Below are 22573 nucleotides of genomic sequence, written 5' to 3' on the forward strand. Positions count from 1 at the left end.
CGGTCGCCCCGGTCGGTGACCGCGGTGTGCCGGAACTCCAGCGAGACCAGGAAGGGCACCCGGTCCAGGGCGTCCAGGAACGCCTGCGGATCGGCCAGGTGGTAGGGGTCGACGCCGCCTCCGCCGTCGCCGCCCCGGCGGCCGGACTCCAGGGGGTCGTCGTCGTAGTCGTACTCGTCGGCGGCGGCGCGGAAGGTCGCTGACGCGCCCGCGGTGCGGCAGACCGCGAACGTGATCCAGGTGCAGGCGTTCGAGATCACCCGGAACACCGCGTCGAAGGGACGGGAGGCGGTCGGGCACATGGTCGAGACGGTGCGGCACCGGGGTGACGGTGAGGGTAGCGGCGGTGACGCCGAGACCGAGCGCGGTGCCGGAGAACTCGCGTAATAGGGCGTAGTAGCGATACGTCGCGGAGCGTCGTACCGGTACCCGAGGCGGGGCCGGTGCGGCGGTCCGGTGTGGCGGGACCGTGCGGCGATGCCGCGCGGGCCGCTTTCGCGCGCCCAGGCAGCGTCTGCGTCACCGACCTGGGCTCAGTAGCAGCTCGCTAGCAGCTCAGCAGTAGCAGCTCAGCAGCAGCTCAGTAGTACTGACGCATCAGTTCGGTCGCCCACTCCGGCTGCGTCACCTCGCCGATCGGCCCGAACTCCGCCAGGTACGGCTTCAGGTCCAGCACCGGCGTCCCGTCGACCGCGTCGAGCCCGGTGACGTGCACCTCCCGCCCCTGCACCTGCACCAGCCGGCAGCGCGAGACGCCGATCCGGTTCGGCCGGTTCTTGCCGCGCTGCGCGAAGATGCCGACCAGCGGCCACTCCGGGTTGTTGCGCGGGTGCCGGGCCCCGGTCTGCACCTTGTCCGGATCCACCAGGTGGAACTGGTAGACGACCTCCACGTGCGAGAACGCGTCCAGCCCGGCGAGGGCCTCGGGGCCGAAGCGCTCGTCGAGCCGGATCACGGCCTGCTCGCCGCCCCAGTCGTCGTCGCGCGGCTCGGTGCGGCCGCCGACGACCTGGCCGATCGGGATGATGGTGGTGGTCATGCGGCCCAGGATAGGCCGCGGCCGGGCTCGGGGGAGCGCGGGGCCGGGCCGGGTGCGGCCGGGCTCACGCCGCCGGGCTCACTTGCTCAGCGAGATCACCGGCGGGGTCTGGCTGGCGTGCCACATGTTCCCGGAGTAGATGAGCCGGAACGGGGCGCCGTTGACCGGGACGTCGAAGACCACCTCGCCGCCGACCGTGGCGCCGGGCGCCACCTCCTGGTCCTCGAACTTCTTCGCCGCCGGGAGGGTGTCCCCGGAGACGACGGACGTCAGGTGCGAGGCGTTGGTGTTGTCCCGCAGGTCGAAGGCGCCGATGGTGTCGAACATCGACGGCTGGCCGCCGACGTTGGTGACCTGGAAGTCCATCAGCAGCCAGGCTCGCGTCGGCGCCGGGGTGAACTGCGAACCGGCCGGCGGGTTCCAGGGCAGCTGGATCGAATTGATCTTCAACTTGAAGCCGCCCTCGGTGACGACGTCGGTGAGCTTGTACATCGGGGCGTTCGTCGTCGGGCTGCTCGTGGACGCCGGCGCCGCCGGTGAATCAGTGTCCGATGACGTCACCGACGAAGAGTCCTGATTCGACGTGGACGCCGAGCCCGACGGCGAGCCCGAAGCCGAACCCGTGTCAGTGGATGAGGCCGAGGCCGCGGCTGCGCCGGAAGCGGAGCCGAACGCCGAAGCGAGCGACGCGGCCGAATCCGTGGCCCCCGGTCCGGTCTGCGCTGAAACAGTCCCCTGCGACGCGCATCCGGCAGCCGCCAACGCCACCAGCCCCGCCGCGAGCAGAACGCGTACCGGCATGCGGGTACGCCGATAATGCAAATTCACTGATTCCCCCACGTTTGAATCTCCCCGTTGCGCACCGCCCTCCCGACGCCGCGCGAGCCAGGCAAGGTTAGCGGGCCGTGGCCCCGGCTGCCAGCCAGGTAGACGTCATGCCTCGAGGTGCAGCCACCACGTGATCCCCGCCCCGATCTGCCGAAAGCCACAGGTTTCGTACAGCAGCTGCCCTTCCGGCGTCGCGTTCAGCACCGCGTCCCGCGCACCGGCTTGCGCCGCGGCCGCCACCACCGCGCGCAGCAAACCGCTGCCGATCCCGCGCCGCTGGAGCCGCGGCCAGACATTCATGTCGAACACCCCGGCCGTCTCGCCGGTCAGATGCGACCACGCGCGGCCCGCGAACCTGGGGCCGGCGAGCTTGCGGCTCGCGGACTTGCCGGGCTCCACATAAGCGGCGGCGTACCACGTGTGCTGAGGACGCACCCGCGTCAGCTTCAGCATCTCCGCGTAGTCCGCGTACTCGCCGCTGTAGTCGTCGCTCTCCTCCTGAAGCTCGACGCGAGGGTCATCGGCCACGCCGACGTCGGCGACCGGCGCCGTCATCCACGAAGGCGCCCACCCCCGCTCGAACCCGGCAGCCGCCAACGCCGAAGCGTCGACATCCGTCCCGAGCCAAGCGCCGACGATCCGTACGCCGGTTTCGCGAGCCTGTTCCACCCCGCGCCGGACCGCATCGGCCGGAATCCGCGTCGGGAACATCAGATTCTGTTCCGCGCCCTCACGGGTCCAGTGCAGCGGCCCGTCGGTCCACGTCTGGCCGCCGAGCGCGCCGGCCCGGCAGCTGAACCAGCAGGTCTGGGCGGCCTCGCAGGCCGCGACAGTCGACATGCGGCCACCGTAACAACCGCCACCCACCGCGCGTCGAGTACCACGCAAGGAGAAACCGGACCAAGAGACCGGGCCAAGAGAAGCCGAGCCAAGAGAGGTGACGCGTGCGCGACGACTTACCTCACGCCATGCGGGAGACCGCGAGTCGGCTCGATCCGGACGTCGGACGCCTGACCGCCGGCGGGGTGTCGCGCGGGACGCGGATGCGGCGGATGGAGTGGGTCGTGGAGGCGGTGGGCTCGGCGGTCGCGGTGGCTTTGGTGTTCGCGGGGGTCGTTCTGTTCGGACCACACCACGGAGCGGGGACGGCGACCGGCGCCGCCCCGAGCACCCCGGCCACGCCAGCCGCCCCGACCGCGACCGCGAACCCGACCCCGACCGCGAACCCGAGCCCGAGCCCGAGCCCGACCGAGACCGTGACCGAGACCGTGACCGAGACCCCCACCGAGACCCCGGCCACCACCGACGCCCCGCAGCAGCTCCCCACCGCCCAGGTGGTCGGTGCCCTGAAGCAAGGCCTCGCTGGAACCGGCGTCACCGGCTTCTCCGCCATAGTCCGGCCTGGCGAGATCCTCTCCCAGATCACCGCCCCGCGCGGGATCGGCTTCCTCGACCTCATCATCGGCGGTCAGCAGGACACCATCGCCGCGCACGACACGCCCCAGGTGCTTCCGGACGGCTCGGTCGTCTACACCGACGAGTCACGCGGCCCGGACAACGGCCGCAATCCCGACCACCTCACGGTCACCCTGGTCCGTCCCGACGGCACAAGGCTCGTCGCGATCGAGACGAACGCCCCCTCCGAGAAGGGTCCCGCGACCCCCGGCGCCCCGATGCTGCTCACCGCGAAGCAGATCAGCACCCTGCTGGACAGTCCGGTATGGGACGCCGCGATCCTCGCCGCCGCCGCCGACGCCGCGGTCCCAGCCACTCCGCCAAGCTGACGACCCCTCACATCACTACATCACTCCCGCGCCCTACATCACTCCCGCGTCCACGGCCTGCCACATCGTCGGGAACAGCGGCCGGAACCCGAGCACCCGCCGGGCCTTGGTGTTGTTCACGATGCCGTACCACGGGTCCTTGATCGCGCGTTCGGCCATCTCCGGCGTCAGCTCGCGGCCCAGGAAGCGGTAGATCTCCGCGAGGGTGGCCGCGGAGTCGTCGGAGATGTTGAACACCTCGCCGGTGATGCCCTCGGCGCGCAGGGCCAGCAGGATGCCTTGGGCGATGTCGGCGTGGTGCGCCATCTGGAGCCGGCCGGCCGGGTGCATCTCCAGCGGGCGGTTCAGGAACTCCTCGATGTGCGGGTCGCCGTCGCCGTAGATGAAGGGCAGGCGCAGGACGCGCAGGTCCAGGCCGTGGTCTGCGCGCAGCTCCTGCAACGCCTTCTCGGCGGCGCGCTTGGTGATCGGGTACGGCGCCTCGGAGGGCAGCGGCCCCAGTTCCACGTCCTCGGTCTGCGGGCCGTTGTGGCCGCCGCCGTAGATCAGGTTGGTGCTGGTGAACACGAAGCGCGGGACGCCGGCGTCGAGGGCGGCGCGGGCCAGGGCCACGGCGGCGTCGGTGTTCACCGCGGCCGAGCGCTCCGGGCTCTCGCCGCCGCGGAACGCCGCGACCAGGTGGATCACTGCGGACGTGCCGTCGACGAGCGGCTTCATCTCGGCCTGAGTCAGCGTCGTCAGGTCGCCGACGACCAGTTCGGCGCCGGCCCGGCGCAGGCGCAGCGCGGTCTCCGACTCCGGGTCGCGGACCAGCGCCCGCACCGGCTCGCCCTGGGCCAGCACCCGCGGGATCAGCCGGCTGCCGACCTTGCCGGTGCCACCGGTGATGAGGATGGGCTTGGAGAAAGCAGTGGTGGTCATGGGATTCGTCTCCTTCGCCGGCGGCGCCTGCCGGGCCGCCGATGTCGTGTCTTGCTGTTGTCCAGAACGTTGCCGCAGGTCGGGGCCGGTGTGCAGAGACCGGCTCATCCTGGGACCGCCGATCCCTGGATAGGTTGGCGCCATTGCGCGATGCTGGAGGGGTGCTCAAGATCGATCGCGCCGAACTGTCCGCCTTCCTGCGCATCCGCCGTGAGCGGCTGCGGCCGGAGGATCTGGGCCTGCCCGCGAACGGCCGCCGCCGTACCGCCGGGCTGCGCCGGGAGGAGGTCGCGATGCTCGCCGGGATGTCAGTGGACTACTACACCCGGCTGGAGCAGGCCCGTGGTCCGCAGCCCTCGGCGCAGGTGCTCGGCGCGCTCTCGCGGGCGCTGCGGCTGACCCGCGACGAGCACGACCACCTGTTCCACCTGTCCGGCCTGATGCCGCAGGACGAGGGCCGGGCGCCGACCGAACACGTCCGGCCCGGCGTGCTGCACCTGCTGGACAAGCTGGACGACACCCCGGCGCTGGTGGTCAGCGACCGCGGCGACATGCTGGCCTGGAACGCGATGCAGGTCGCGCTGATGGGCGATCCCGGGCGCTTCCCGGCCGAGCAGCGGAACATCGCCTGGCAGCACTTCTGCAACCCCGAGGCCGCCGAGCGGTTCGTGCCGGAGGACCTGATCCGCAACGGCGAGAACACGGTCGCCGACCTGCGGGCCCGGCTGGCGGCCCACCCCGACGACGCCCCGCTGCGCGCGCTCGTCGAGGAACTCAGGGTACGAAGCCAGCGGTTCGCGGACCTGTGGGAGCGGCACGACGTGCGGCGCCGCCGGATGGACCACAAGACGGTCCTGCACCCGGTCGTCGGGCGCATCGACCTGGACTGCGAGGTCATGTTCTCCCCGGAGCACGACCAGCGGCTGATCATCCACTCGGCGCGGGCCGGGACCCCGGCGTACCAGGCGCTGCAACTGCTGCGCGTGATCGGGACGCAGAGCATGGCCGAGGCGAATACGTAGCGAAACTACGTCGCGGACAGGAGGACCTGACCCCGCGAACGGCGCCCCTACCGCTACGGTTGTCAGCATGTTGGCGAGGGCGACGAAGGTCGGGGTGATCATCGGCGTGCTGCTGGTGATCGTGGCGGCGTACGCGATGTACCAGGGCTCGAACACCACTCCGACCTGCGACGGTCAGCGCATGACCGCGACGGACAAGTGCATCACGCATTTCGCCGACGGGCACACCGTCACCCAGGACTATGCGCAGGCCAGGCATTACGACGCCACGGTGCCGTGGGTGCTGCTGATCGGCGGGCTGGCGGTCGGCACGGCTTCGGCGGCGGGCTGGCAGCGGCGGCGCGGGTTCCGGCTCAGCGAGGCGTCGGCCTAGGCCCAGGCCCAGGCCTAGAACTTGGCCTAGAACTTGGACTTTGCCGCAGCGGCGGCGTCGACCTCCGCTCGATCCAGCGCGTACACGACGCACGGCTTCCCGAACAGCTCCTCCTCGCGCCGCGGCGTCATCCCCAGCCGCGCGGCGACCGCGATCGAGGGGTGGTTGCCGGGAGAGATCAACGCGGTGATCCGATCCAGTTCCAGCTTGTTGAAGCCCCAGTCCAGAACGGCCCGCCCGGCCTCGGTCGCGTAGCCGTGGCCCCAGTGCTCGCGGGCGAAGGTCCAGCCGGCCTCGGTCTCGCCGAACTGCTCCCACCAGTTGAGCCCGGACCGCCCGATCGCCTCGCCGGTGGCCAGCGATTCCACGACGCACAAGCCGTAGCCGCGAGCCGCCCAGCTGTCCTCGATGCCGCGCAGCCGGGTCTCGGCTTTCTCCCGGGTGTACGCGCCGACGTACTGGTTGACTTCGGGGTCGGCGTGCAGCTCGATCCAGAAGTCGACGTCGGCCATGGTCGCGGGACGCAGTCGCAGGCGTTCGGTGGTGATCACGACACCACTCTAGGACGGCCGCGATCTGAGCCTTCGTGACTACGCCTGTGACTACGACTAAGCCTGTGACTACGCCTGTGACTGTGACTACCCCAGCTTCAGGCCTACCGGCCGGAACGTGTCCGGGTCCGCGTACTGCCAGTCCAGTTCCCATCCCTGGACCGGATCCCCGAGCAGTTCACCGGGCTCCAGGTAGTGGTAGAGCTCCGCGTAAGTGCTCGTCTTCCGCTGGCTGACGCGGCGCTGCACCAGTTCCGGCCGCAGATCCTGCGGACCGGACAGGCCCATCGCGGCGATCAGCTGCTGGGCCTCGGAGACCGTCGCGGCCTGGAAGCGCTGGACGCGGACCGCCTTGTCCGGCACGTCCAAAGCCCGGTAGCGCTTCGGGTCCTGGGTGGTGACGCCGACCGGGCAGTGGTTGGTGTGGCACTTCTGGGCCTGGATGCAGCCGACGGCCATCATCATCGCGCGGGCGGCGTTGGTGTAGTCGGCGCCCTGGGCGATGCGCTTCACGATGTCGGTGCCGCGCGCCACCTTGCCGCTGACGCCGATCCGGATCCGGTCCCGCAGCCCGACGCCGACCAGCGCGTTGTGGACGGTCAGCAGGCCCTGGGTGAGCGGGGTGCCGACGTTGTCCTCGAACTCCAGCGGCGCCGCGCCGGTGCCGCCCTCGGAGCCGTCGACGACGATGAAGTCCGGTGTCACGTCCTCGGCCAGCATCGCCTTGCAGACGGCCAGGAACTCGCGCCGCGACCCGACGCACAGCTTGAAGCCGGTCGGCTTGCCGTCGGCCAGCTCCCGCATCTTCGCGATGAACAGCACCAGTTCGCGCGGCGTGCTGAACACCTTGTGGGCCGGCGGGCTGATGCACGTGACGCCCTCGGGAACACCGCGTATGTCGGCGATCTGCCGCGTCACCTTCGCCCCCGGCAGCACGCCGCCCAGCCCCGGCTTCGCGCCCTGGCTCAGCTTCAGCTCCACGCACTTGACCTGCGGGTCGGCGGCCTTGTCCCGGAACTTCTCGGGGTCGAAGTTCCCGTCCGCGGTCCGGGCCCCGAAGTAGCCGGACCCGATCTCCCAGACCAGGTCGGCGCCGCCTTCGCGGTGATAGGGCGAGATGCCGCCCTCGCCGGTGTCGTGCGCGAAACCGCCGGCCTTGGCGCCCTTGTTCAGGGCCAGGATCGCGTTGGCGGACAGCGCGCCGAAGCTCATCGCGGAGACGTTGAGCAGCGCCATCTCATACGGGTGCTTGCAATCCGGGCCGCCTACGAGCACCCGGGGCTGCCCCGGTGACGGCTGCTGCGGCGACATCGAGTGCTGGAGGAACTCATACCCGGAGGCCTCGACGTCCAATTCGGTGCCGAACGCCGCCTCGCCGTGGATGCCCTTGGCCCGCTCGTAGATGACAGTGCGGGTGTCGCGGTCGAAGGGGCGGCCGTCGGTGTTGGTCTCGATGAAGTACTGCTGGATCTCCGGGCGGATGTACTCCATCATGAACCGCGCGTGCCCCAGGACCGGGAAGTTGCGCAGGATCGAGCGCTTGGGCTGAAGCACGTCGAAGATCCCGAGGAGCAGCAACAGCGTGAACGGGATCAGGGCGAACAGCCAGAAAAGCGAAAAAGACACCGCCCACGCCGAGGCCAGCGTGAGCAGTGCCAGAGCAGGCAGCATGAGCAGTCCCATGCCGCCGCACACTAGTGCACGAAAGATCCAAGGATCAGGATGCACACGATGGACACGCTCGACAGGATCGTCTCCATCGCCGACCAGGACTTGAACGTCTGCTTGACGTCCATCCCGAAGAACTCCTTCACCAGCCAGAAACCGGCGTCGTTCACGTGCGACAGGAACAGCGAGCCGGAACCGACCGCCAGCGCCAGCAACGCCGTCGAGGTGTCCGTGTGGGACGCGGCGATCGGCGCGATGATGCCCGAGGCGGTGACGGTCGCGACCGTGGCCGACCCGGTGGCCAGCCGGATACCGACCGCGATCAGCCAGGCGAGCAGCAGCAGGGACAGGTGGGAGTTGTTCGCGGCCTTGCCGATCGAGTCGGCGATGCCGGTGCCGACCAGCATCTGCTTGAACCCGCCGCCGGCCCCGATGATCAGCAGGATGCCGGCGATCGGGCCCAGCGCCGAGCCCATCACGTCGGAGGCCTTCTTGCCGAAGCCCAGGGCCACCACCGCGTAGGTGACGCCGATGATCATCGCCATGATCGGGTCGCCGATGAAGTCCATCACCTTGTGCGGTTCGGAGTCCGGGCTGCTGTCGGCGATGTCGATGACGGTCTTCACCAGCATGATGGCCACCGGCAGCAGGATCACCGAGAGCGTGGTGAGCACCGAGGGCATCTTGCCGTCGGTCCGCTGGGTCACCGTGTACTGCTCGGACAGCTCCTCCGGCGGGTGCGGGTGCACGCGCTTGGAGATCCAGGTGCCGTAGAGCGGACCGCCGATGATCGCGGTCGGGATGGCGACGATGACGCCGAACAGCAGCGTGGTGCCCAGATCCGCGTGCAGGGCGTTGATCGCCACCAGCGGGCCCGGGTGCGGCGGGATCAGGCCGTGCAGGATCGACAGACCGGCCAGCGCCGGGATGCCCACCCGCAGGATCGAGCCGCCGGTGCGCTTCCAGACCAGATAGATGATCGGGACCATCAGCACCAGGCCGACCTCGAAGAACATCGGGATGCCGACGACCATCGCGGCCACGACCATCGCCCACGGCGCGCGCTTCTCCCCGACCCGGTCCACGATCGCGCCGACCAGGCGGTCGGCGCCGCCGGAGTCGACCAGCATCTTGCCGAGCATCGCGCCCAGGGCCACGATCACGCCGACGTCGCCCAGGACGCCGCCGACGCCGGTCTCGGTGGTGGACAGGAGTTTGTCGACCGGGATGCCGCCGGCGACGCCGACGAACAGGCCGCCGACCAGCAGGGCGAGGAAGGGGTGGATCTTCGTCACCGCGGTCAGGGCGACGACCAGGGCGATGCCGGCCAGGGCGACGGCTATGAGGCGGGTGTCGTGGCCGGTCCAGGCGGTGGATTTGGCGGTTTTGGCGGCCGCTTCGGCGAGGAGGGGGTGCGCTGTGAGGGGGTTGGCTGCGAGAGCGGAGGCCGTCATTCGCCGGCCTCCTTGTCGGCGGGCTTGGCCTGCGCGTCGTGGGCGGCGGTGCTGTGCGTGGCTTCGGCCTTATTGGCGGGCGCGCTGTGCGCAGCCTCGGCATCATGCGCGGCTTCCACCGCGTCCAGCTTCTCGGTGTGGATCAGCTGCTCGGCGACGGTCAGCGGCGAGTCGTGGTCGTCGACCTTGACCCGCACCGGGTGCTCGTCGTCGGCCGGCGGCTCCAGGTCCCCGAACTGCGAGTCGAGCAGTTCCGGCGGGAAGAAGTGGCCGTTGCGCGCGGTGAGCCGGCGGGCCACGGTCTCGCGGGCGGCGTCCAGGTAGATCAGCCGGACCTGCGGCCGTCCCTTGAGCAGCCGGTCGCGATAGGCGCGCTTGAGGGCCGAAGACGTCACGACACCGGGCCGGCCCTTGGCGGTGGTCTCGTCGATCCACTGCCCGATGTTGTCCAGCCAGGGCCCGCGGTCCTCGTCGGTCAGCGGATGGCCGGCCGACATCTTGGCGATGTTGGCCGCCGGATGGAAGGTGTCCGCCTCGGCGTACTCCCAGCCCAGGCGGCCGGCCAGGAGCGAGCCGATGGTGGTCTTCCCGCTGCCGGAGACGCCGGTGATCAGCAGGATGGGGGGCTCGGCGCCGCGGACGGCGCCCGCTGCGGGGTTTGGTTCGGCGTTCACGCTTGCAGTCTCCTTCGACCCGGTACGCGACACCTCGTGACGCACCACGCGCCACGGTAGGCCAAAAAGTATGACGATTGAAGAGGTGGTGACTATTCCGTAATACGAAGAGGCCTCCGCGCCGATCCCCGCCGGGAGCGCGATGATGGTCGGGTACGTCGGGCATGCCACGGGAGGAACGAATGCCGGAGTTGGGTAAGGGACTGGCCGGCAAGGTCGCCGACGAGGTCGGCCAGGCCATCGCCAGCGGCCAGCACGCCCCCGGCGACGTGCTGCGCACCGACGACCTCGCGGAGCGCTTCGGCGTCAGCCGCACCGTCATCCGCGAGGCGGTCCAGGCGCTCCAGGCGAAACGGCTGCTCCGCAGCACCCAGCGCGTGGGACTCACGGTACGGCCGGTACAGGAGTGGCACCTGTACGACCCGGACGTCATCCGCTGGCGCCTCGCCGGCCCGGAGCGCATCACAGTGCTCGATGAGCTCACGGAGCTGCGCGCGGCCGTGGAGCCGACGGCGGCCGCGGCGGCCGCGCGCCACGCGGATCGCACGATGCGCACCAAGCTGCTGGAGCGCTCGGCGCGCATGCGCGCGGCGGCAGCGGAGGGCGACCGGACGTCGTTCCTGGAAGCGGACGTCGATTTCCACCGGCTGGTACTGGCGATGTCCGGCAACCCCCTGTTCGCCCAACTGGCGCCGGTGACCGAGGAACTGCTGCGCGGGCGCGCGGCGCTGAAGCTGTTGCCGACGGCGCCGGATCCGGCGGACGCCGATCGGCACGACGCGGTCGCGGTCGCGGTGGCGTCGGGGGACCCGGGACGGGCTGAGGTGGGGATGCGGGCGGTGGTCGCGGAGTCGTTGGAGGATATTCACATGCGGTTGGGGGCTCGGCGGGGGGAGTAGCACGGCTGGGGTGGGTCGGAGGGAACGGCGGACCCCGGCGGCGAGATCTGAGTAGATCCGGGCCAGAACTGAGTATCGCGGCGGATGCCGGCGCCGCCTGCGATACGCCAGGGTTGCTGGCATGGAAGACGTGCTGGTCCGTTGTCCGGATTGCGGGGCACCCCTGGCTGAGCGGCCGGAGCGGTGCGTGGCGTGCGGGTTGGTGTTGGCCGGCGATGTGGCCGCACGGCTCTGGGCGGTGGATCAGGGTATTGCGTCACTGGCCGCCGAGCGGGTTGAGCTGCTGCGAACGTTGCGAGCCGGTGCTGCCATGCCGATTCCAGCGATGGCGTCGCAGTCCCCTGCGTATCCTGCGTCCGCGCCGATGATGTCGATGTCGATGTCGATGCCAACGCCAACGCCAACGCCAACGCCGATGCCTTTGACAGCGCCAATTCCTATGCCAATGCCGGTGCCCTGGCCGCCGGGCTATCAGTCCGGGCGCCCGCGCGCCGAGTGGAGCCGTCGCAGCGTCCAGAATCTCCTGCTGAGCCTCGGTGTCCTGCTCCTCACCCTCGCGGCCCTCATCTTCATCGCCGTGAACTGGGGCACGCTCGGTGCCGGCGGACGTGTCGGGGTGCTGGCCGTCGTCACCCTCTCGGCGGCGGCCGCGGCGACGGTGGCCGCGCGTCGTGCGCTGCCCGCGACCGCCGAGTCGGTGGCGGCCCTGACCGTGGCGCTGCTGGTCGTCGACAGCGTCGGACTGCGGCTGGCGGGTCTGGCGAGCGGAGCCGCGCCGGCCACGTATGCGAGTGCTGCGTCAGCCTCGATCGCGCTGCTGGTAACCGTGTGGCTGACACAAGTCCGGCTTCGGGCACTCGGCCTCGCGGCCCTGCTCGCCGCCGAACTCGCCCTGCCGCTGGCGGCCGAGACGAGCATCGCGCATCCGGCCGGTGTCGCGGCTGTCTACGGGCTCGAAGCCGCGGCCCTCATCGCGTTTCGCTTCCACGTCATGACGAAGTTCGATGGCTTCGCAGGCGTCGTCGATGTCAGGGTCCTGCGCGTCAGTACCTACATCTGGTGGGCATTCGCACTCACGGCCGCCGCGGCCGCCACCTACGGCTCCGCCGACGAGCGCTCGGCGTGGGGGTCGTTCGAACTGCTGGCGCTCGCCGCGATCGCCGTGTGGGCCGCGGGCCACGAAGCCACCGAGCTCCACCTCGCCCTGGCCGTCGCCACCGGTATCGCAGCAGCCTGCGGCGTGGCGCCGCATCTGGACGCGAGCTGGCGCGCGCCGGCGGTCGCGGCGGCTGCCCTCCTCGCCGCGGTCGCCGTGTTGCTGGTCCCGACCCGCGTCGCACGTGCCTCGACTGTGGTAGTCGCGGCAGTGGGCCTCGGTGCCCTGCTGACGGCCGCCAAGCCGATCGCGGAGGCGCTGGCAGCGCCGGGTGCGGTCGGCGGAGATGAGGGGTGGAACAGTACCTGGGCTCAGGTCCGCAGCCTGCATGCCACCGACGCGATCCGCACCGGCCAGCCCTGGTCTGGCAGCGCGCACCTTGCCGTACTGGCGTTGGCAGTGCTCGCCACGGCCGTCTTGCTTGTGCCTAGGACTCGCGTGACCGCACGTCAGATCGCCGTCCCGGGCGTCGCCGCGCTGGTCGTCGTGAACCTGATCCTGATGCCGCTCGAAGCGGCTTGGCCGTTCCCGGCCGCCGTCGCCTGGGAGCTGGCTCTGGGAGCGACGCTGCTGATCGTCGCAGTAGTGAAGACCCCTGAGAACATCACGCCGCCCGCGATCCTCGGCGCCTGCTTCCTCGCGCACGCCAGCCTCTGGTCGCTCCGCTCCCCGGCCCTGACGGTGATGGCGGTCGCCGTGACCCTGGCCGCCACGGTGATCGCCGCCCGAGTCACCCGCTACCAGACTGTCCTCGCCACAGCTGCGGCTGCGCTGGTGGGTGTCGAGGCGGCTCTGATCGCGGTCTATCAGGGTGCGACGTTCGAGCAGACCGGCGTCGTCCTGGCCGTGGTGGCAGCGGCGCTGATGGCGGTGACTTACGTGCTCCGCGCGAACCTTGCCGGCCCCCTGGCGGCTGCGCATCAGGCCGTCGCTCTCGTGGCAGCGGCCACGGCGATCGGCTTGTCTGCCTACGAACCGTCCACTCTGACGACGACCACCGCTGTGCTCCTTGCCGCGACCGCACCGGCGATCGTCCTCGGCCGGGAGCCGTTGGCGCCTGCCTGGCCCGCACTCGTCCAGGCCCTCATCTGCCTGGAGGCCGACGCCGTCCATAGGTGGGCCGCGCCGAACGCCGACCTCGGCTCGCGTGCGCTGATCCTCGTGGTGGCAGCGGCCGCGGTCTCTGTTGTGGCGAATGCCTTCCTGCGGAGCTTGAACGCGATCGCACTAATAACGGGCCCGACAATCTATGCGCTGGCCGCCATCAGCACCATCGCCGCCAATCAGCTCGATCCGGTCTGGCTGGCGCTGTTCATCGGCGGCAGCGCGGCGGCGCTGATCGCGGCGCTCGGCGTGGTCGGCAGCCAGTCCGCGGCCGATGTCCGCGCCACATTCGGGCAGCCCGATGTCATCGCGGGCGATCTCCGGGCCGCGATCCACCTGCCGGCGATCATCAGTTTTCTGCTTCTGCTCGCCAGCAGTTGGGTCCGCCTCGCCGAATCGCACGTCCACTCCGTCGAGCCCTACACCGTCCCGGCCGCCGCGATCCTCCTCGCCGCCGGCTACCTGCGCCGCCGCACCGACCGCGAAGCCGCCTCGTGGCCCTGCTATGGCCCCGGTCTCATCACCGGCCTCGCCCCGACGCTGATCCAGGCGCTCGCGGACCCGGGCCTGGTGCGCCCGGCGTTGGTCGGCGTCGCCTCGCTGCTCGTCCTGATCGCCGGTATCAGGGGACGTCTACAGGCGTCGCTGGCCGTCGGTGCGTGTGTCCTCGCGATCGACGCCATCGCGCAGCTCTCGCCGGCCCTGGCCGCCGCCTACGACGCCGTCCCGCGCTGGACGCTGATCGCGATGGCCGGCGCGCTGCTGCTGGTCCTGGGCGTCACGTACGAACGTCGCATCCGCGATGTGCGTGCGCTCGGCCGCAAGTTCGGCGAGCTACGGTAGCTCTCGTGACGGAACGAGATCTTGACGCGACGGTGACCCTGGCCGCGGAGTCCGCCGACGTGCGCCGCTTCTGGCAGTCCCTTGGCCTGCCCGGCCTGATCGACGTCCACACGCACTTCATGCCGCACCGCCTGCTGGACCGCATCCGCGCCTACTTCGACGCGGCCGGGCCGCTGATCGGCCGCGAATGGCCGATCCGCTATCGGCAGGACGAGGACGAGCGGCTGGCGATCCTGCGCGGCTACGGCCTGCTCGCGTTCACCTCGTTGGCCTACCCGCACAAGCCGGGGATGGCCGAGAGCCTGAACGCGTGGACCGCCGACTTCGCCGCGCGGACGCCCGAATGCCTGCACAGCGCGACATTCTTCCCCGAGCCAGAGGCCGCTGCCTACGTTCCGGCGGCGATCGAGGACGGGGCCCGCGTTTTCAAGGCCCACGTCCAGGTCGGCGCCTACGATCCCGCCGACCCGCTGCTGGATCCGGTGTGGGGGACGCTGGCCGAGGCCGGGGTCCCGGTGATCGTGCACTGCGGCTCCGGGCCGGTCGCCACCCGGTTCACCGGGCCGGAGCCGATGGCCCGGGTGCTGGCCGCGCACCCGACGTTGCGGCCGGTCATCGCGCACTTCGGGCTGCCGGAGTACGTCGGGTTCCTCGACCTGGCCGAGCGGTATGACGGGGTGCTGTTCGATACGACGATGGCGTTCACGGACTTCTTCGGGGGCGCGGACCTGCCGGACCGGGAGCGCAAGCGGATCGCGGAGTTCGAAGAGCGGATCCTGTTCGGGAGCGACTTCCCGAACATCCCCTACTCCTACACACGGGCGCTGGAAGCCTTGTCCCGCCTGGAATTCGGTGACGGGTGGCTCCGCGCCGTGTGCCATGGGAACGCGGCGCGGATCTTCGGGGTCTGACGGGCGTCAGCCGACAGATTCTGACGGGCGTCAGCCGGCAGCTCTCGTCCCCTCAGCTGTCGTGGCGCTTTCCGGTGACGTCCCACAGGTGGTGGATCGGGTCGTGGGCGAAGTAGCGGGCCAGCGATTCGACGGTGAAGTCGGAGCCGTCGCCGCGGTGGCCGGTGCGCTTCCACTGGTCGGCGGACACTGACGCGAAGCGCGTGGCGACCTGCTCGGTGGTGTCGATGAGTTCTGCGATGACCGTGTCAGGGTCCTGTTCGTTGTACTTGTCCTCGACCGCGGTCGAGTCCTGGTCCCAGTTCGGATACTGCGGGTCGTCCTCCTCCAGCATCAGGCCGACGCGCAGGGAGTAGATCTTGTTGCAGTCGCGGACGTGGCAGGCGTACTCCAGCGGCGACCACTTGTCCGGGTCCGGGCGCATGCGCACGTGCTCCGGGTCGTTCTGGGCGAAGTACGCGCGCCAGGCTTCAGCGTTGGCGCGCAGGAGGGCCGGGACCTCGTCGCGACTGCCGGCGCCGGCCGCGAAGCCGCACTCCGGGCAGGGACGCTCCAGGACCCAGGTCCAGTTCTTGGTGTCCGGGGTGATGGTCATGGCGTCACCCTAGTGGGGCCGGCGTGACCGGTGTGGCGCGGGACGGTGGGTAAAGTGCGGTTCATGCCGCAGACAAACTCGCGCCGGGTGTGGGTCCCCTTCGGACAGTCGGCGAAGGAAGTGCCAGAGGGCCTGGTGGCCGACGTGTTCACCGGCGTGGACGTCGACGCGCCCGGCGGGATCCCGGACTCGATCGACGAAGTCGAGTTCTTCGTGCTGCCCTACCTGTTCATCAACGCGCACCCGGAACTGATGGCGCGGATGCCCCGCCTGAAGGTGGCCCAGACGCTGACGGCCGGCTACGAGAACGTGGTGCCGCACGTGCCGGCGGGCGTCACCCTGTGCAACGCACGCGGCCTCCACGACGCCTCGACGGCCGAACTCGCGGTCACGCTGACTCTGTCGGCGCTGCGCGGCATCCCGCGCTACGTCCGGCAGGCCGAGCACGGCGACTGGTCCCCGACCTACCTGGACGGCGGCGGCGCGGTCGACGACGCGCTCGCCGACAAGACAGTCCTGATCCTCGGCTACGGCTCGATCGGCTCCGCGATCGAACGCCGCCTCGCCGGCTTCGAGGTCGAGGTGCTGCGAGTGGCCCGCACAGCCCGCGACGGCGTCCACGCGCTCACCGAGATCGACACCCTGCTCCCGCGGGCGGACGTGGTGATCACGGTGGTCCCGGCGACGGATGAGACCCGCGGCATGATCGACGCGCCCTTCCTGGCACGGATGAAGGACGGGGCCCTCCTGGTGAACGTCGCCCGCGGCGTGGTGGCCCGCACCGACGCCCTGATGGCGGAGTGCGCCTCCGGCCGCCTACGCGCCGCGATGGACGTCACCGACCCGGAGCCCCTGCCCCAAGACCACCCGCTGTGGCGCACGCCGAACGTGCTGATCACGCCGCACGTGGGCGGCGCGTCGTCGGCGTTCCTGCCGCGGGCCCTGCGGGTGATCGAGGAGCAGTTGGGGCGGTGGGCGGCGGGGGAGGAGCTGACGAATGTGGTGTGGACGGGGTGATGGTGGCACGCGACCGTGACGGTGCGGGTCACCGGTAGGCGAGGCGAGGCGAGGCGAGGCTAGGCGGTGGCGCGGGAAGCTAGCGGAGCAGGCGGTCGAGCAGCGGCGGATGCCACCATTCCCGCTCCTGGGGGTCGCAGCGCAATCCGGTCGGGGCCCAGCGGCGCAGCGCGGCGTCGATGCGGGCGGGCCGGGCATGGCGGCAGGTACCGAGGTTGACTGCCAGCGGTGTGTCGAACCAGAACATGTTCGACATGATCCGGCGTTCGGCGACCGTCGCGTCGTCGCCGACTTCTGCGGCGATCCAGTTCTGCTCGATCTGCACCGCTATCCCGGCCCGGCCCGCGTCTATCACCGCCTGACGGAGCTGCGGCCCGGGCCGTGGGAGGTCGGTCTGTATGTCGAAGCAGAACCAGTTGTAGTCTCCCGGACCGGGGCGGAATCCGGCGTCGTGGATGCCGGACCAGGGGACGTCGAAGTCGAACGTCCCCGTGGCCGCGCCCGCGTACTCGCCGCTGTAACGCACCCCCTGCTGGTCGATGATCATCGCCCTGGGCGGCAGCACCCGCCCGTACAGCAGACGCACTGTCGCATCGGAGAACCCGTCGGGAATCAGGAGGCAGGCCCACCAGATCAGCCACGCCCCCAGCGGAGCGATCCACACGAGCGAGACCAGTCCGATGGCGGAGGCGAGCACGAAGATGCCGAGGAACCCCGCGGCGGCCAGCGCCAACCCGATCGCCAGCTTCACCAAGCCCAGAGCCAGCGGCCGTCCGGTCTGCACGAGTACCAGAGCCCGGTCCTGTCTCGCGGTCACGCTGCCTCCTCGCGATCGATCATCGAACACTGGGACATTACTGGGAGCCGGTGTTCACGTCGATGGTCGCGAAGGCAGGTGCCAGGTGCCTACCGAGTGGCTTGCGCTGACCCGATGAGTTCGGCGGGCTGTGCTTCGCCTTCCGCCACCGCGCCCTCACTGACCCCGAACCGATCGTGCAATCGCCGCAGCGGCCCCGGCGCCCACCAAGCGCTCCGCCCCAGCAACCGCATCGCGGCCGGCACCAGGATCCCGCGGATCAGCAGGGCGTCGATCAGGATCGCGACGCCGCAGCCGAGGCCGAAGAACTGCAGGAAGCTGACCGATGCGGTGCCGAAGGCGAAGAAGCTCACCGCCAGCAGCCCCGCCGCCGTCGAGACGATGCGCCCGGTGCGGGCCAGCCCCTCGCTGACCGAGTCGTGCAGGTCCGCGCCTTGTGCGTGCAGTTCCTTGATGCGGCTGGTGAGGAAGACCTCGTAGTCCATCGACAGGCCGAAGGCGATGCAGAACAGGAGCACCGTCATCGCGGTGTCCATGGGCCGGGCCGTGAAGTCGAGGAGGCCGGAGAGGTGGCCCTGCTGGAAGATCCACACCATCGTGCCGATAGATGCCGACAGGCCCAGCGTGTTCAAGACCAGTGCCCGCAGCGGCTGCGTGACGCTGCCGGTGAACAGGAACAACACGATGAACGTTGTCAGCACCACCCACCCGATCGCGTAGGGCAGCCGCGCCGTGATGCCGTGCTCGGAGTCGATGAGGCGTGCGGTGTCGCCGCCGATCAGGGTCGAGGTGCCGCCGGGGCCGGGGAGGGCGCGGGCGGCGCGCACCAGATGTTCCGCCGCGGAGGAGTGGCCGTCGGCCGCGGTGAACAGCGTCAGGTGCTGTGCGGAGGTGTTGGCCATGCCCGCGTCGGAGGGGCCCAGGCCCAGCGCGGCGCCCTGGGCGTACGAGCCGGCGCTGCTGTCCACGCGCACCGCGCCCGGCAGCGTCGACAGCTTCGCCGCGTACGTGGCCACCGACGAGGTGTCGGCCGGGCCGGTCGTGATGATCTGCACCGCGGTGGCCTGGTTGCCCTGGAAGCTGTTGTGCAGCGTGTCGGCGGCCTGGCGGGCGGGCGCGCTGGTCGGCAGGACCGTCTCGTCGGGGGTGCCGAAGGAGGCGCCGAGCAGCGGTGTGGCCAGGAACGCCAGGATGGCCACGACCGGGAGCGCCATCAGCGCCGGGCGCTTCATCACCGCGGAGGCCAGGCGGCCCCAGGCCGGCGCGGCGGAGCTCTGGGAGGAGTTCCGGGCCCAGGGCAGGCGGCCGGCGTTGACCCGGGTGCCGAGGACGCTGAGCAGGGCCGGCATGATGATCAGCGCGCTGGCGGCGGCGATCACGACCACGCCGATGCCGGCGTAGGCGAACGAGCGCAGGAAGTAGAACGGGAACACCAGCAGGGCGGCCAGGGCGGCGGCGACTGTCAGGGCGGAGAAGGCGATCGTGCGGCCCGCGGTGCGCAGGGTGCCGCGGACGGCGTCCGGGACGCTCGTGCCCTGCGACAGGTACTCGCGGAAGCGGGCGACCATCAGCAGCGCGTAGTCGATGCCCAGCCCCAGGCCCAGGGCGGTGGTGAGGTTGATCGCGAAGACCGAGACGTCGGTGAGGCGGCCCAGGATCGCCAGTTCGGCGAAGGTGCCCAGGATCGCGACCAGGCCGATCGCGAGCGGGAGCAGGGCCGCGACCAGGCTGCCGAAGGCCAGGATCAGCAGGACCAGGGTGAGCGGGATGGCGATCGACTCGGCGGTGGCCAGGTCCTTGCTCACCTGGGTCGTGACGTTGCGGTTCACCGCCGCCTCGCCGCCGGCCTGGACGCTCACCGCCGGGCCGTCCTTGACGTAGCCGCTGAGCAGCCGGTCGGTGGTCTTGCCCACCTGGTTGTCGTCGCCGAGCACCCGGACCAGCACCATCGCCTCGCGGCCGTCGGTGGAGCGCAGCGCGGGGCTGTGGTCGCTGAAGTAGGACACGACGTTGGTCACGCCGCGGTCGGCCGCCAGTTCCTGCGTCAGGGTCTGGCCGGCCTGTGCGGCGGCGCCGGAGTCGATGCCGCCGGTGCGGGCGCCGACCACCAGGATCAGGTTGGCCTCGCCGCCGAACTCGGCGGTGATGGCCTGCTGCGACTTCCAGGACTGCGAGCCGGTGTCGTCGAAGCCGCCGGACTTCAGGACGCCGAAGGCGCCGATGCCGACCGCGACCATCGCGAGCATCAGGATCGAGGCGGTGATCAGGACGGCCTTGGGCCGCCCGACCGCGATTCTGCCGATCTTTTCGAGCATGACTGTGAAGCCCCCTCCGGGCCGGGCGCCATCTAAGTTGACGCCGTTAACATCTAAGCCTGCCGGTCATTGTTAACGGTGTCAACATGAGGCACGATGAACAGGTGAGCACGCCCAAGACCACCCCGCGAACCCGCTACCACCACGGCGACCTACGTAACGCCATGACGGACTCGGCAGTGGAGTTGGCGCGGGCCGGCGGGCCCGACGCGGTGGTGCTGCGGGAGGTGGCGCGTCGGGTCGGGGTCTCCGCCACCGCCGCTTACCGGCACTTCTCGGATGCCGAGGCGCTGCTGTTCGAGGTGAAAGGCCACGCGCTGGAGTTGCTGGCCCGGTCGATCGGCGTGGCCGTGGCCGCGGTCCCGCCGGACGGGGACCCCGGCGACGTCGCGGTGGCCCGGCTGCGCGCGGCGGCCAACGCCTACATCGACTTCGCGGTGGACAACGCCGGGCTGTTCATGACGGCCTTCTGCCTGACCAAGGTGCCCGGCCAGCAATTCGAGGGCGTGCCGTTCACCGACGCCGCGGCCTTCCAGGCGCTCGGCGGGCTGCTGGACGCGATAGTGGCCACCGGCCGGATGCCCGCCGAGCGCCGGCCCGGGGCCGAGATCGCGGCCTGGTCGGTGGTGCACGGGTACGCGCTGTTGCTGGTGGGCGGACCGCTGGAGCGGCACCTGTCGGAACAGGAGCAGGCTCGTGCGCGGGAGCGGACGCTGGACCTGACGATCCGGGGCCTGATCGCAGCGGATTGAGGGGAAACCCCGAACCGGCGCGCGGCGATCCGACCATCATCCCATCTCACACCCCGTCTCAGCAGCCGTATCCACGAGCCCGGATGGTTCGTAAATTGATATCCCTTTTCGGCACAAAGGCCAAATAAAGATCACCCGGTTGGCGGCCTGTGCGGAACTCGCCAGGGCGCCTAGAGTGCAAGAGCACTAAGACAACTGGTGCCGCGCCCGGAGCGTGCGGCAGAATAAAGGCCGCTGACATGGGGCTCCCCAGGTCGTGGTGCGGGCAAGGCCGCTGGGGAAGGCGAACCTCGCCGCAGCACAGCCAGGAGGTCCCGATGACGGCACAGTCGACAGACAAGACAGTGACAAGCGGAGTCCTCTACATCCACTCCGCTCCACGCGCGCTCTGCCCGCACATCGAGTGGGCGGTGGCGAGCGTACTCGGCGTGCGCGTCAGCCTGGACTGGACGCACCAGCCCGCCGAACCGCACACGTGGCGGGCCGAGCTGTCCTGGCGCGGACAGAACGGGACCGCCGCACGCATGACCTCGCAGCTGCGGGGCTGGCAGCAGCTCCGATTCGAGGCCACCGAGGACCCATCCGAGGGGGTCGAGGGCGAACGCTACTCATCCACGCCCACCCTCGGCGTCTACCGAGCAGCCACCGGGCAGCACGGCGACATCGTCATCGCCGAGGACCGGCTGCGCGCCGCCCTGGGCCGGGCGCACCGCGGCGAGTCCACCCTGGAGCGCGAGGTCGAGGCACTGCTCGGCAAGCCGTGGGACGACGAACTGGAGCCCTTCCGGTACGCGGGTGAGGGGGCGCCGGTGCGGTGGTTGCATCAGGTCGGGTGATGCCCGGCGTGGGTGCGTTGGACGGCACGGGGCGGCACCCTTCACCCACACGAGTGGTCTTCGACGACTGATTTTGAGGACTGATCATCGTTTTTGTGGATCGCTGATTGGTGGTCGCTGATCGCGGATCGCTGATCGTTGGTCGCTCTGATGGCTCTGATGGCTCTGATGGCTCTGATGGCTCTGACGGCTCTGACGGCTCTGATGGCTCTGGTGGCTCTGATGGCTCTGACGGCTCGGATGGTGCGCGCCGCTGATTGGGTCAGGCCGTGCAGACTGATGATCGCCCGGACTAGTGCCGCATTGGGCAACCTTCGCCCGGTAGTTCGCGCCGCGCCGGTCTTTGCTCGGCAGTCGGCGCCGCCGGTTGCTGGTCGCCAGTTGGGATCCGCTCCTGGCTGGCGCTGCGGGTCGGCGTGGCTTGCTGCTGAGGCAAGGCTGCGGGGTTTCTTTTGGGGGCTGGGTTTGCGGGGCGGGTTGCGGTTGGTCTGTGGGTTTTAGAAGCTTTTTACGGCCTTCGGTTATGGTTGTGCCGGTTCGGGGTTCGGGTCGGCGGGTGTGTTTGTCGGCTGCCGGTTTTCGTGTTCACGACCCCGCCGGACCTCAGGCCTCTTCAACTCCGGCAGGTCAGGGCAAGGTCACAGGCAAGATCAACAGCAAAGTCAAGGTCAACGGCAAGGTCAACGGCAAGGTCAAGAGCCCTGGTGAAGGGCCGGCGCCTCCGGCGGGGGCTCTCGGCTCCCTCGGGGAACTGGCGCTGCTCCATAGGGTGGTCGCCTCAGGGCCCTGCGGCGGCGGTTTGTGAGGTGGTTGCGGTTCGTTCCCCTCGGTCGCGTCGTCAGCCCCAAGGGGTACAGCACCGGTGTCCGGGAGTAAAGTCCGCGCCGTTGCGGTCGAGCCTGCAAGCTGCGGTTTTGATAGCGCGAACTTGACTCCCGGCCACCGGCACTGTAGGCAAAGCCCTGCCGACGCGACCGAGGGGAACGAACCGAAAACCGACCGGAGAAGTACAAA

General features: G+C 70.3%; 22 protein-coding genes. 10 read left to right on the plus strand and 12 right to left on the minus strand.

The features are described from left to right. The 3 genes from IZR01_RS35040 to IZR01_RS35050 all read right to left on the minus strand — a co-directional run. Positions 1-302 (minus strand): hypothetical protein (locus IZR01_RS35040; RefSeq protein ID WP_194926349.1); only part of this gene is annotated, 302 nt, incomplete at its 3' end. 278 nt (positions 303-580) lie between these two features. Continuing rightward, positions 581-1039 (minus strand): SAM-dependent methyltransferase, encoded by a 459-nt coding sequence (locus IZR01_RS35045; protein WP_194926350.1) that lies wholly within the window; start codon positions 1037-1039, stop codon positions 581-583. 78 nt (positions 1040-1117) lie between these two features. After that, a complete protein-coding gene (locus tag IZR01_RS35050; protein ID WP_194926351.1) occupies positions 1118-1531 on the minus strand; it encodes a DUF4352 domain-containing protein in 414 nt (137 codons plus the stop codon). A gap of 91 nt (positions 1532-1622) precedes the next feature. On the opposite strand from IZR01_RS35050, the gene IZR01_RS35055 reads away from it, so the two are divergent. Continuing rightward, positions 1623-1856, plus strand: coding sequence for a hypothetical protein (locus tag IZR01_RS35055; RefSeq protein ID WP_194900022.1), 234 nt, complete (start codon positions 1623-1625; stop codon positions 1854-1856). A 116-nt stretch (positions 1857-1972) separates the two neighbouring features. Here IZR01_RS35055 and IZR01_RS35060 read toward each other — a convergent pair whose 3' ends face one another. Continuing rightward, positions 1973-2707, minus strand: coding sequence for a GNAT family N-acetyltransferase (locus IZR01_RS35060; protein ID WP_194926352.1), 735 nt, complete (start codon positions 2705-2707; stop codon positions 1973-1975). Positions 2708-2835: 128 nt separating this feature from the next. Here IZR01_RS35060 and IZR01_RS35065 point away from each other — a divergent pair, with 128 nt between their 5' ends. Next, complete coding sequence (locus IZR01_RS35065; protein WP_194926353.1) at positions 2836-3651, plus strand: hypothetical protein; 816 nt, start codon at positions 2836-2838, stop codon at positions 3649-3651. A gap of 33 nt (positions 3652-3684) precedes the next feature. Here the strand turns inward: IZR01_RS35065 and IZR01_RS35070 are convergent, their stop codons facing one another. Then, on the minus strand, positions 3685-4572 hold the full coding sequence (locus IZR01_RS35070; protein WP_194899125.1) for an NAD-dependent epimerase/dehydratase family protein: 888 nt from the start codon (positions 4570-4572) through the stop codon (positions 3685-3687). Between the two features lie 170 nt (positions 4573-4742). Between IZR01_RS35070 and IZR01_RS35075 the strand changes: the two genes are divergently transcribed. Further along, positions 4743-5594, plus strand: coding sequence for a helix-turn-helix transcriptional regulator (locus tag IZR01_RS35075; RefSeq protein WP_194899128.1), 852 nt, complete (start codon positions 4743-4745; stop codon positions 5592-5594). Positions 5595-5661: 67 nt separating this feature from the next. After that, on the plus strand, positions 5662-5967 hold the full coding sequence (locus IZR01_RS35080) for a hypothetical protein (RefSeq protein ID WP_194926354.1): 306 nt from the start codon (positions 5662-5664) through the stop codon (positions 5965-5967). Between the two features lie 26 nt (positions 5968-5993). Here IZR01_RS35080 and IZR01_RS35085 read toward each other — a convergent pair whose 3' ends face one another. The 4 genes from IZR01_RS35085 to IZR01_RS35100 form a co-directional block, all read right to left on the minus strand. After that, a complete protein-coding gene (locus IZR01_RS35085) occupies positions 5994-6518 on the minus strand; it encodes a GNAT family N-acetyltransferase (RefSeq protein ID WP_194926355.1) in 525 nt (174 codons plus the stop codon). A gap of 87 nt (positions 6519-6605) precedes the next feature. Continuing rightward, a complete protein-coding gene (locus IZR01_RS35090) occupies positions 6606-8189 on the minus strand; it encodes an FMN-binding glutamate synthase family protein (protein WP_194899127.1) in 1584 nt (527 codons plus the stop codon). Positions 8190-8212: 23 nt separating this feature from the next. Beyond that, the gene (locus tag IZR01_RS35095; RefSeq protein ID WP_228560879.1) at positions 8213-9640 is read right to left on the minus strand and encodes a GntP family permease; all 1428 of its coding nucleotides are present in this window, start codon (positions 9638-9640) and stop codon (positions 8213-8215) included. After that, the gene (locus IZR01_RS35100) at positions 9637-10314 is read right to left on the minus strand and encodes a gluconokinase (protein WP_194926356.1); all 678 of its coding nucleotides are present in this window, start codon (positions 10312-10314) and stop codon (positions 9637-9639) included. The genes IZR01_RS35095 and IZR01_RS35100 overlap by 4 nt, the downstream gene beginning before the upstream one ends. A 182-nt stretch (positions 10315-10496) precedes the next feature. Between IZR01_RS35100 and IZR01_RS35105 the strand changes: the two genes are divergently transcribed. The 3 genes from IZR01_RS35105 to IZR01_RS35115 all read left to right on the plus strand — a co-directional run bounded on the left by IZR01_RS35105 (position 10497) and on the right by IZR01_RS35115 (position 15227). Beyond that, complete coding sequence (locus tag IZR01_RS35105) at positions 10497-11213, plus strand: FadR/GntR family transcriptional regulator (RefSeq protein WP_194926357.1); 717 nt, start codon at positions 10497-10499, stop codon at positions 11211-11213. 451 nt (positions 11214-11664) lie between these two features. Further along, entirely contained in the window at positions 11665-14316 is a 2652-nt protein-coding gene (locus tag IZR01_RS35110) for an SCO7613 C-terminal domain-containing membrane protein (protein WP_194898552.1), read from the plus strand. A 5-nt stretch (positions 14317-14321) separates the two neighbouring features. Further along, positions 14322-15227: an amidohydrolase family protein gene (locus IZR01_RS35115; protein WP_323746667.1), complete on the plus strand. Its 906-nt coding sequence runs from the start codon at positions 14322-14324 to the stop codon at positions 15225-15227. 52 nt (positions 15228-15279) lie between these two features. Here the strand turns inward: IZR01_RS35115 and IZR01_RS35120 are convergent, their stop codons facing one another. Further along, complete coding sequence (locus tag IZR01_RS35120) at positions 15280-15822, minus strand: DinB family protein (RefSeq protein ID WP_194898553.1); 543 nt, start codon at positions 15820-15822, stop codon at positions 15280-15282. 63 nt (positions 15823-15885) lie between these two features. On the opposite strand from IZR01_RS35120, the gene IZR01_RS35125 reads away from it, so the two are divergent. Further along, positions 15886-16839 (plus strand): 2-hydroxyacid dehydrogenase, encoded by a 954-nt coding sequence (locus tag IZR01_RS35125; protein WP_194898554.1) that lies wholly within the window; start codon positions 15886-15888, stop codon positions 16837-16839. Between the two features lie 79 nt (positions 16840-16918). On the opposite strand, the gene IZR01_RS35130 is transcribed toward IZR01_RS35125, so the two are convergent. Together IZR01_RS35130 and IZR01_RS35135 are read right to left on the minus strand one after the other, a co-directional pair. Continuing rightward, positions 16919-17656 carry a hypothetical protein gene (locus tag IZR01_RS35130; protein WP_194898555.1) on the minus strand — a complete coding sequence of 246 codons (738 nt, stop codon included), beginning with the start codon at positions 17654-17656 and terminating at the stop codon, positions 16919-16921. Between the two features lie 89 nt (positions 17657-17745). Continuing rightward, positions 17746-19971 (minus strand): MMPL family transporter, encoded by a 2226-nt coding sequence (locus IZR01_RS35135; protein WP_194926358.1) that lies wholly within the window; start codon positions 19969-19971, stop codon positions 17746-17748. A gap of 104 nt (positions 19972-20075) precedes the next feature. On the opposite strand from IZR01_RS35135, the gene IZR01_RS35140 reads away from it, so the two are divergent. Then, positions 20076-20723: a TetR/AcrR family transcriptional regulator gene (locus IZR01_RS35140; protein WP_194926359.1), complete on the plus strand. Its 648-nt coding sequence runs from the start codon at positions 20076-20078 to the stop codon at positions 20721-20723. Positions 20724-21040: 317 nt separating this feature from the next. Further along, complete coding sequence (locus IZR01_RS35145) at positions 21041-21559, plus strand: DUF3145 domain-containing protein (RefSeq protein ID WP_194898558.1); 519 nt, start codon at positions 21041-21043, stop codon at positions 21557-21559. Positions 21560-22573: the final 1014 nt, after the last annotated feature.

Origin of the sequence: Catenulispora pinisilvae, assembly GCF_015356865.1 — a bacterium.
Lineage (GTDB): Bacteria > Actinomycetota > Actinomycetes > Streptomycetales > Catenulisporaceae > Catenulispora > Catenulispora pinisilvae.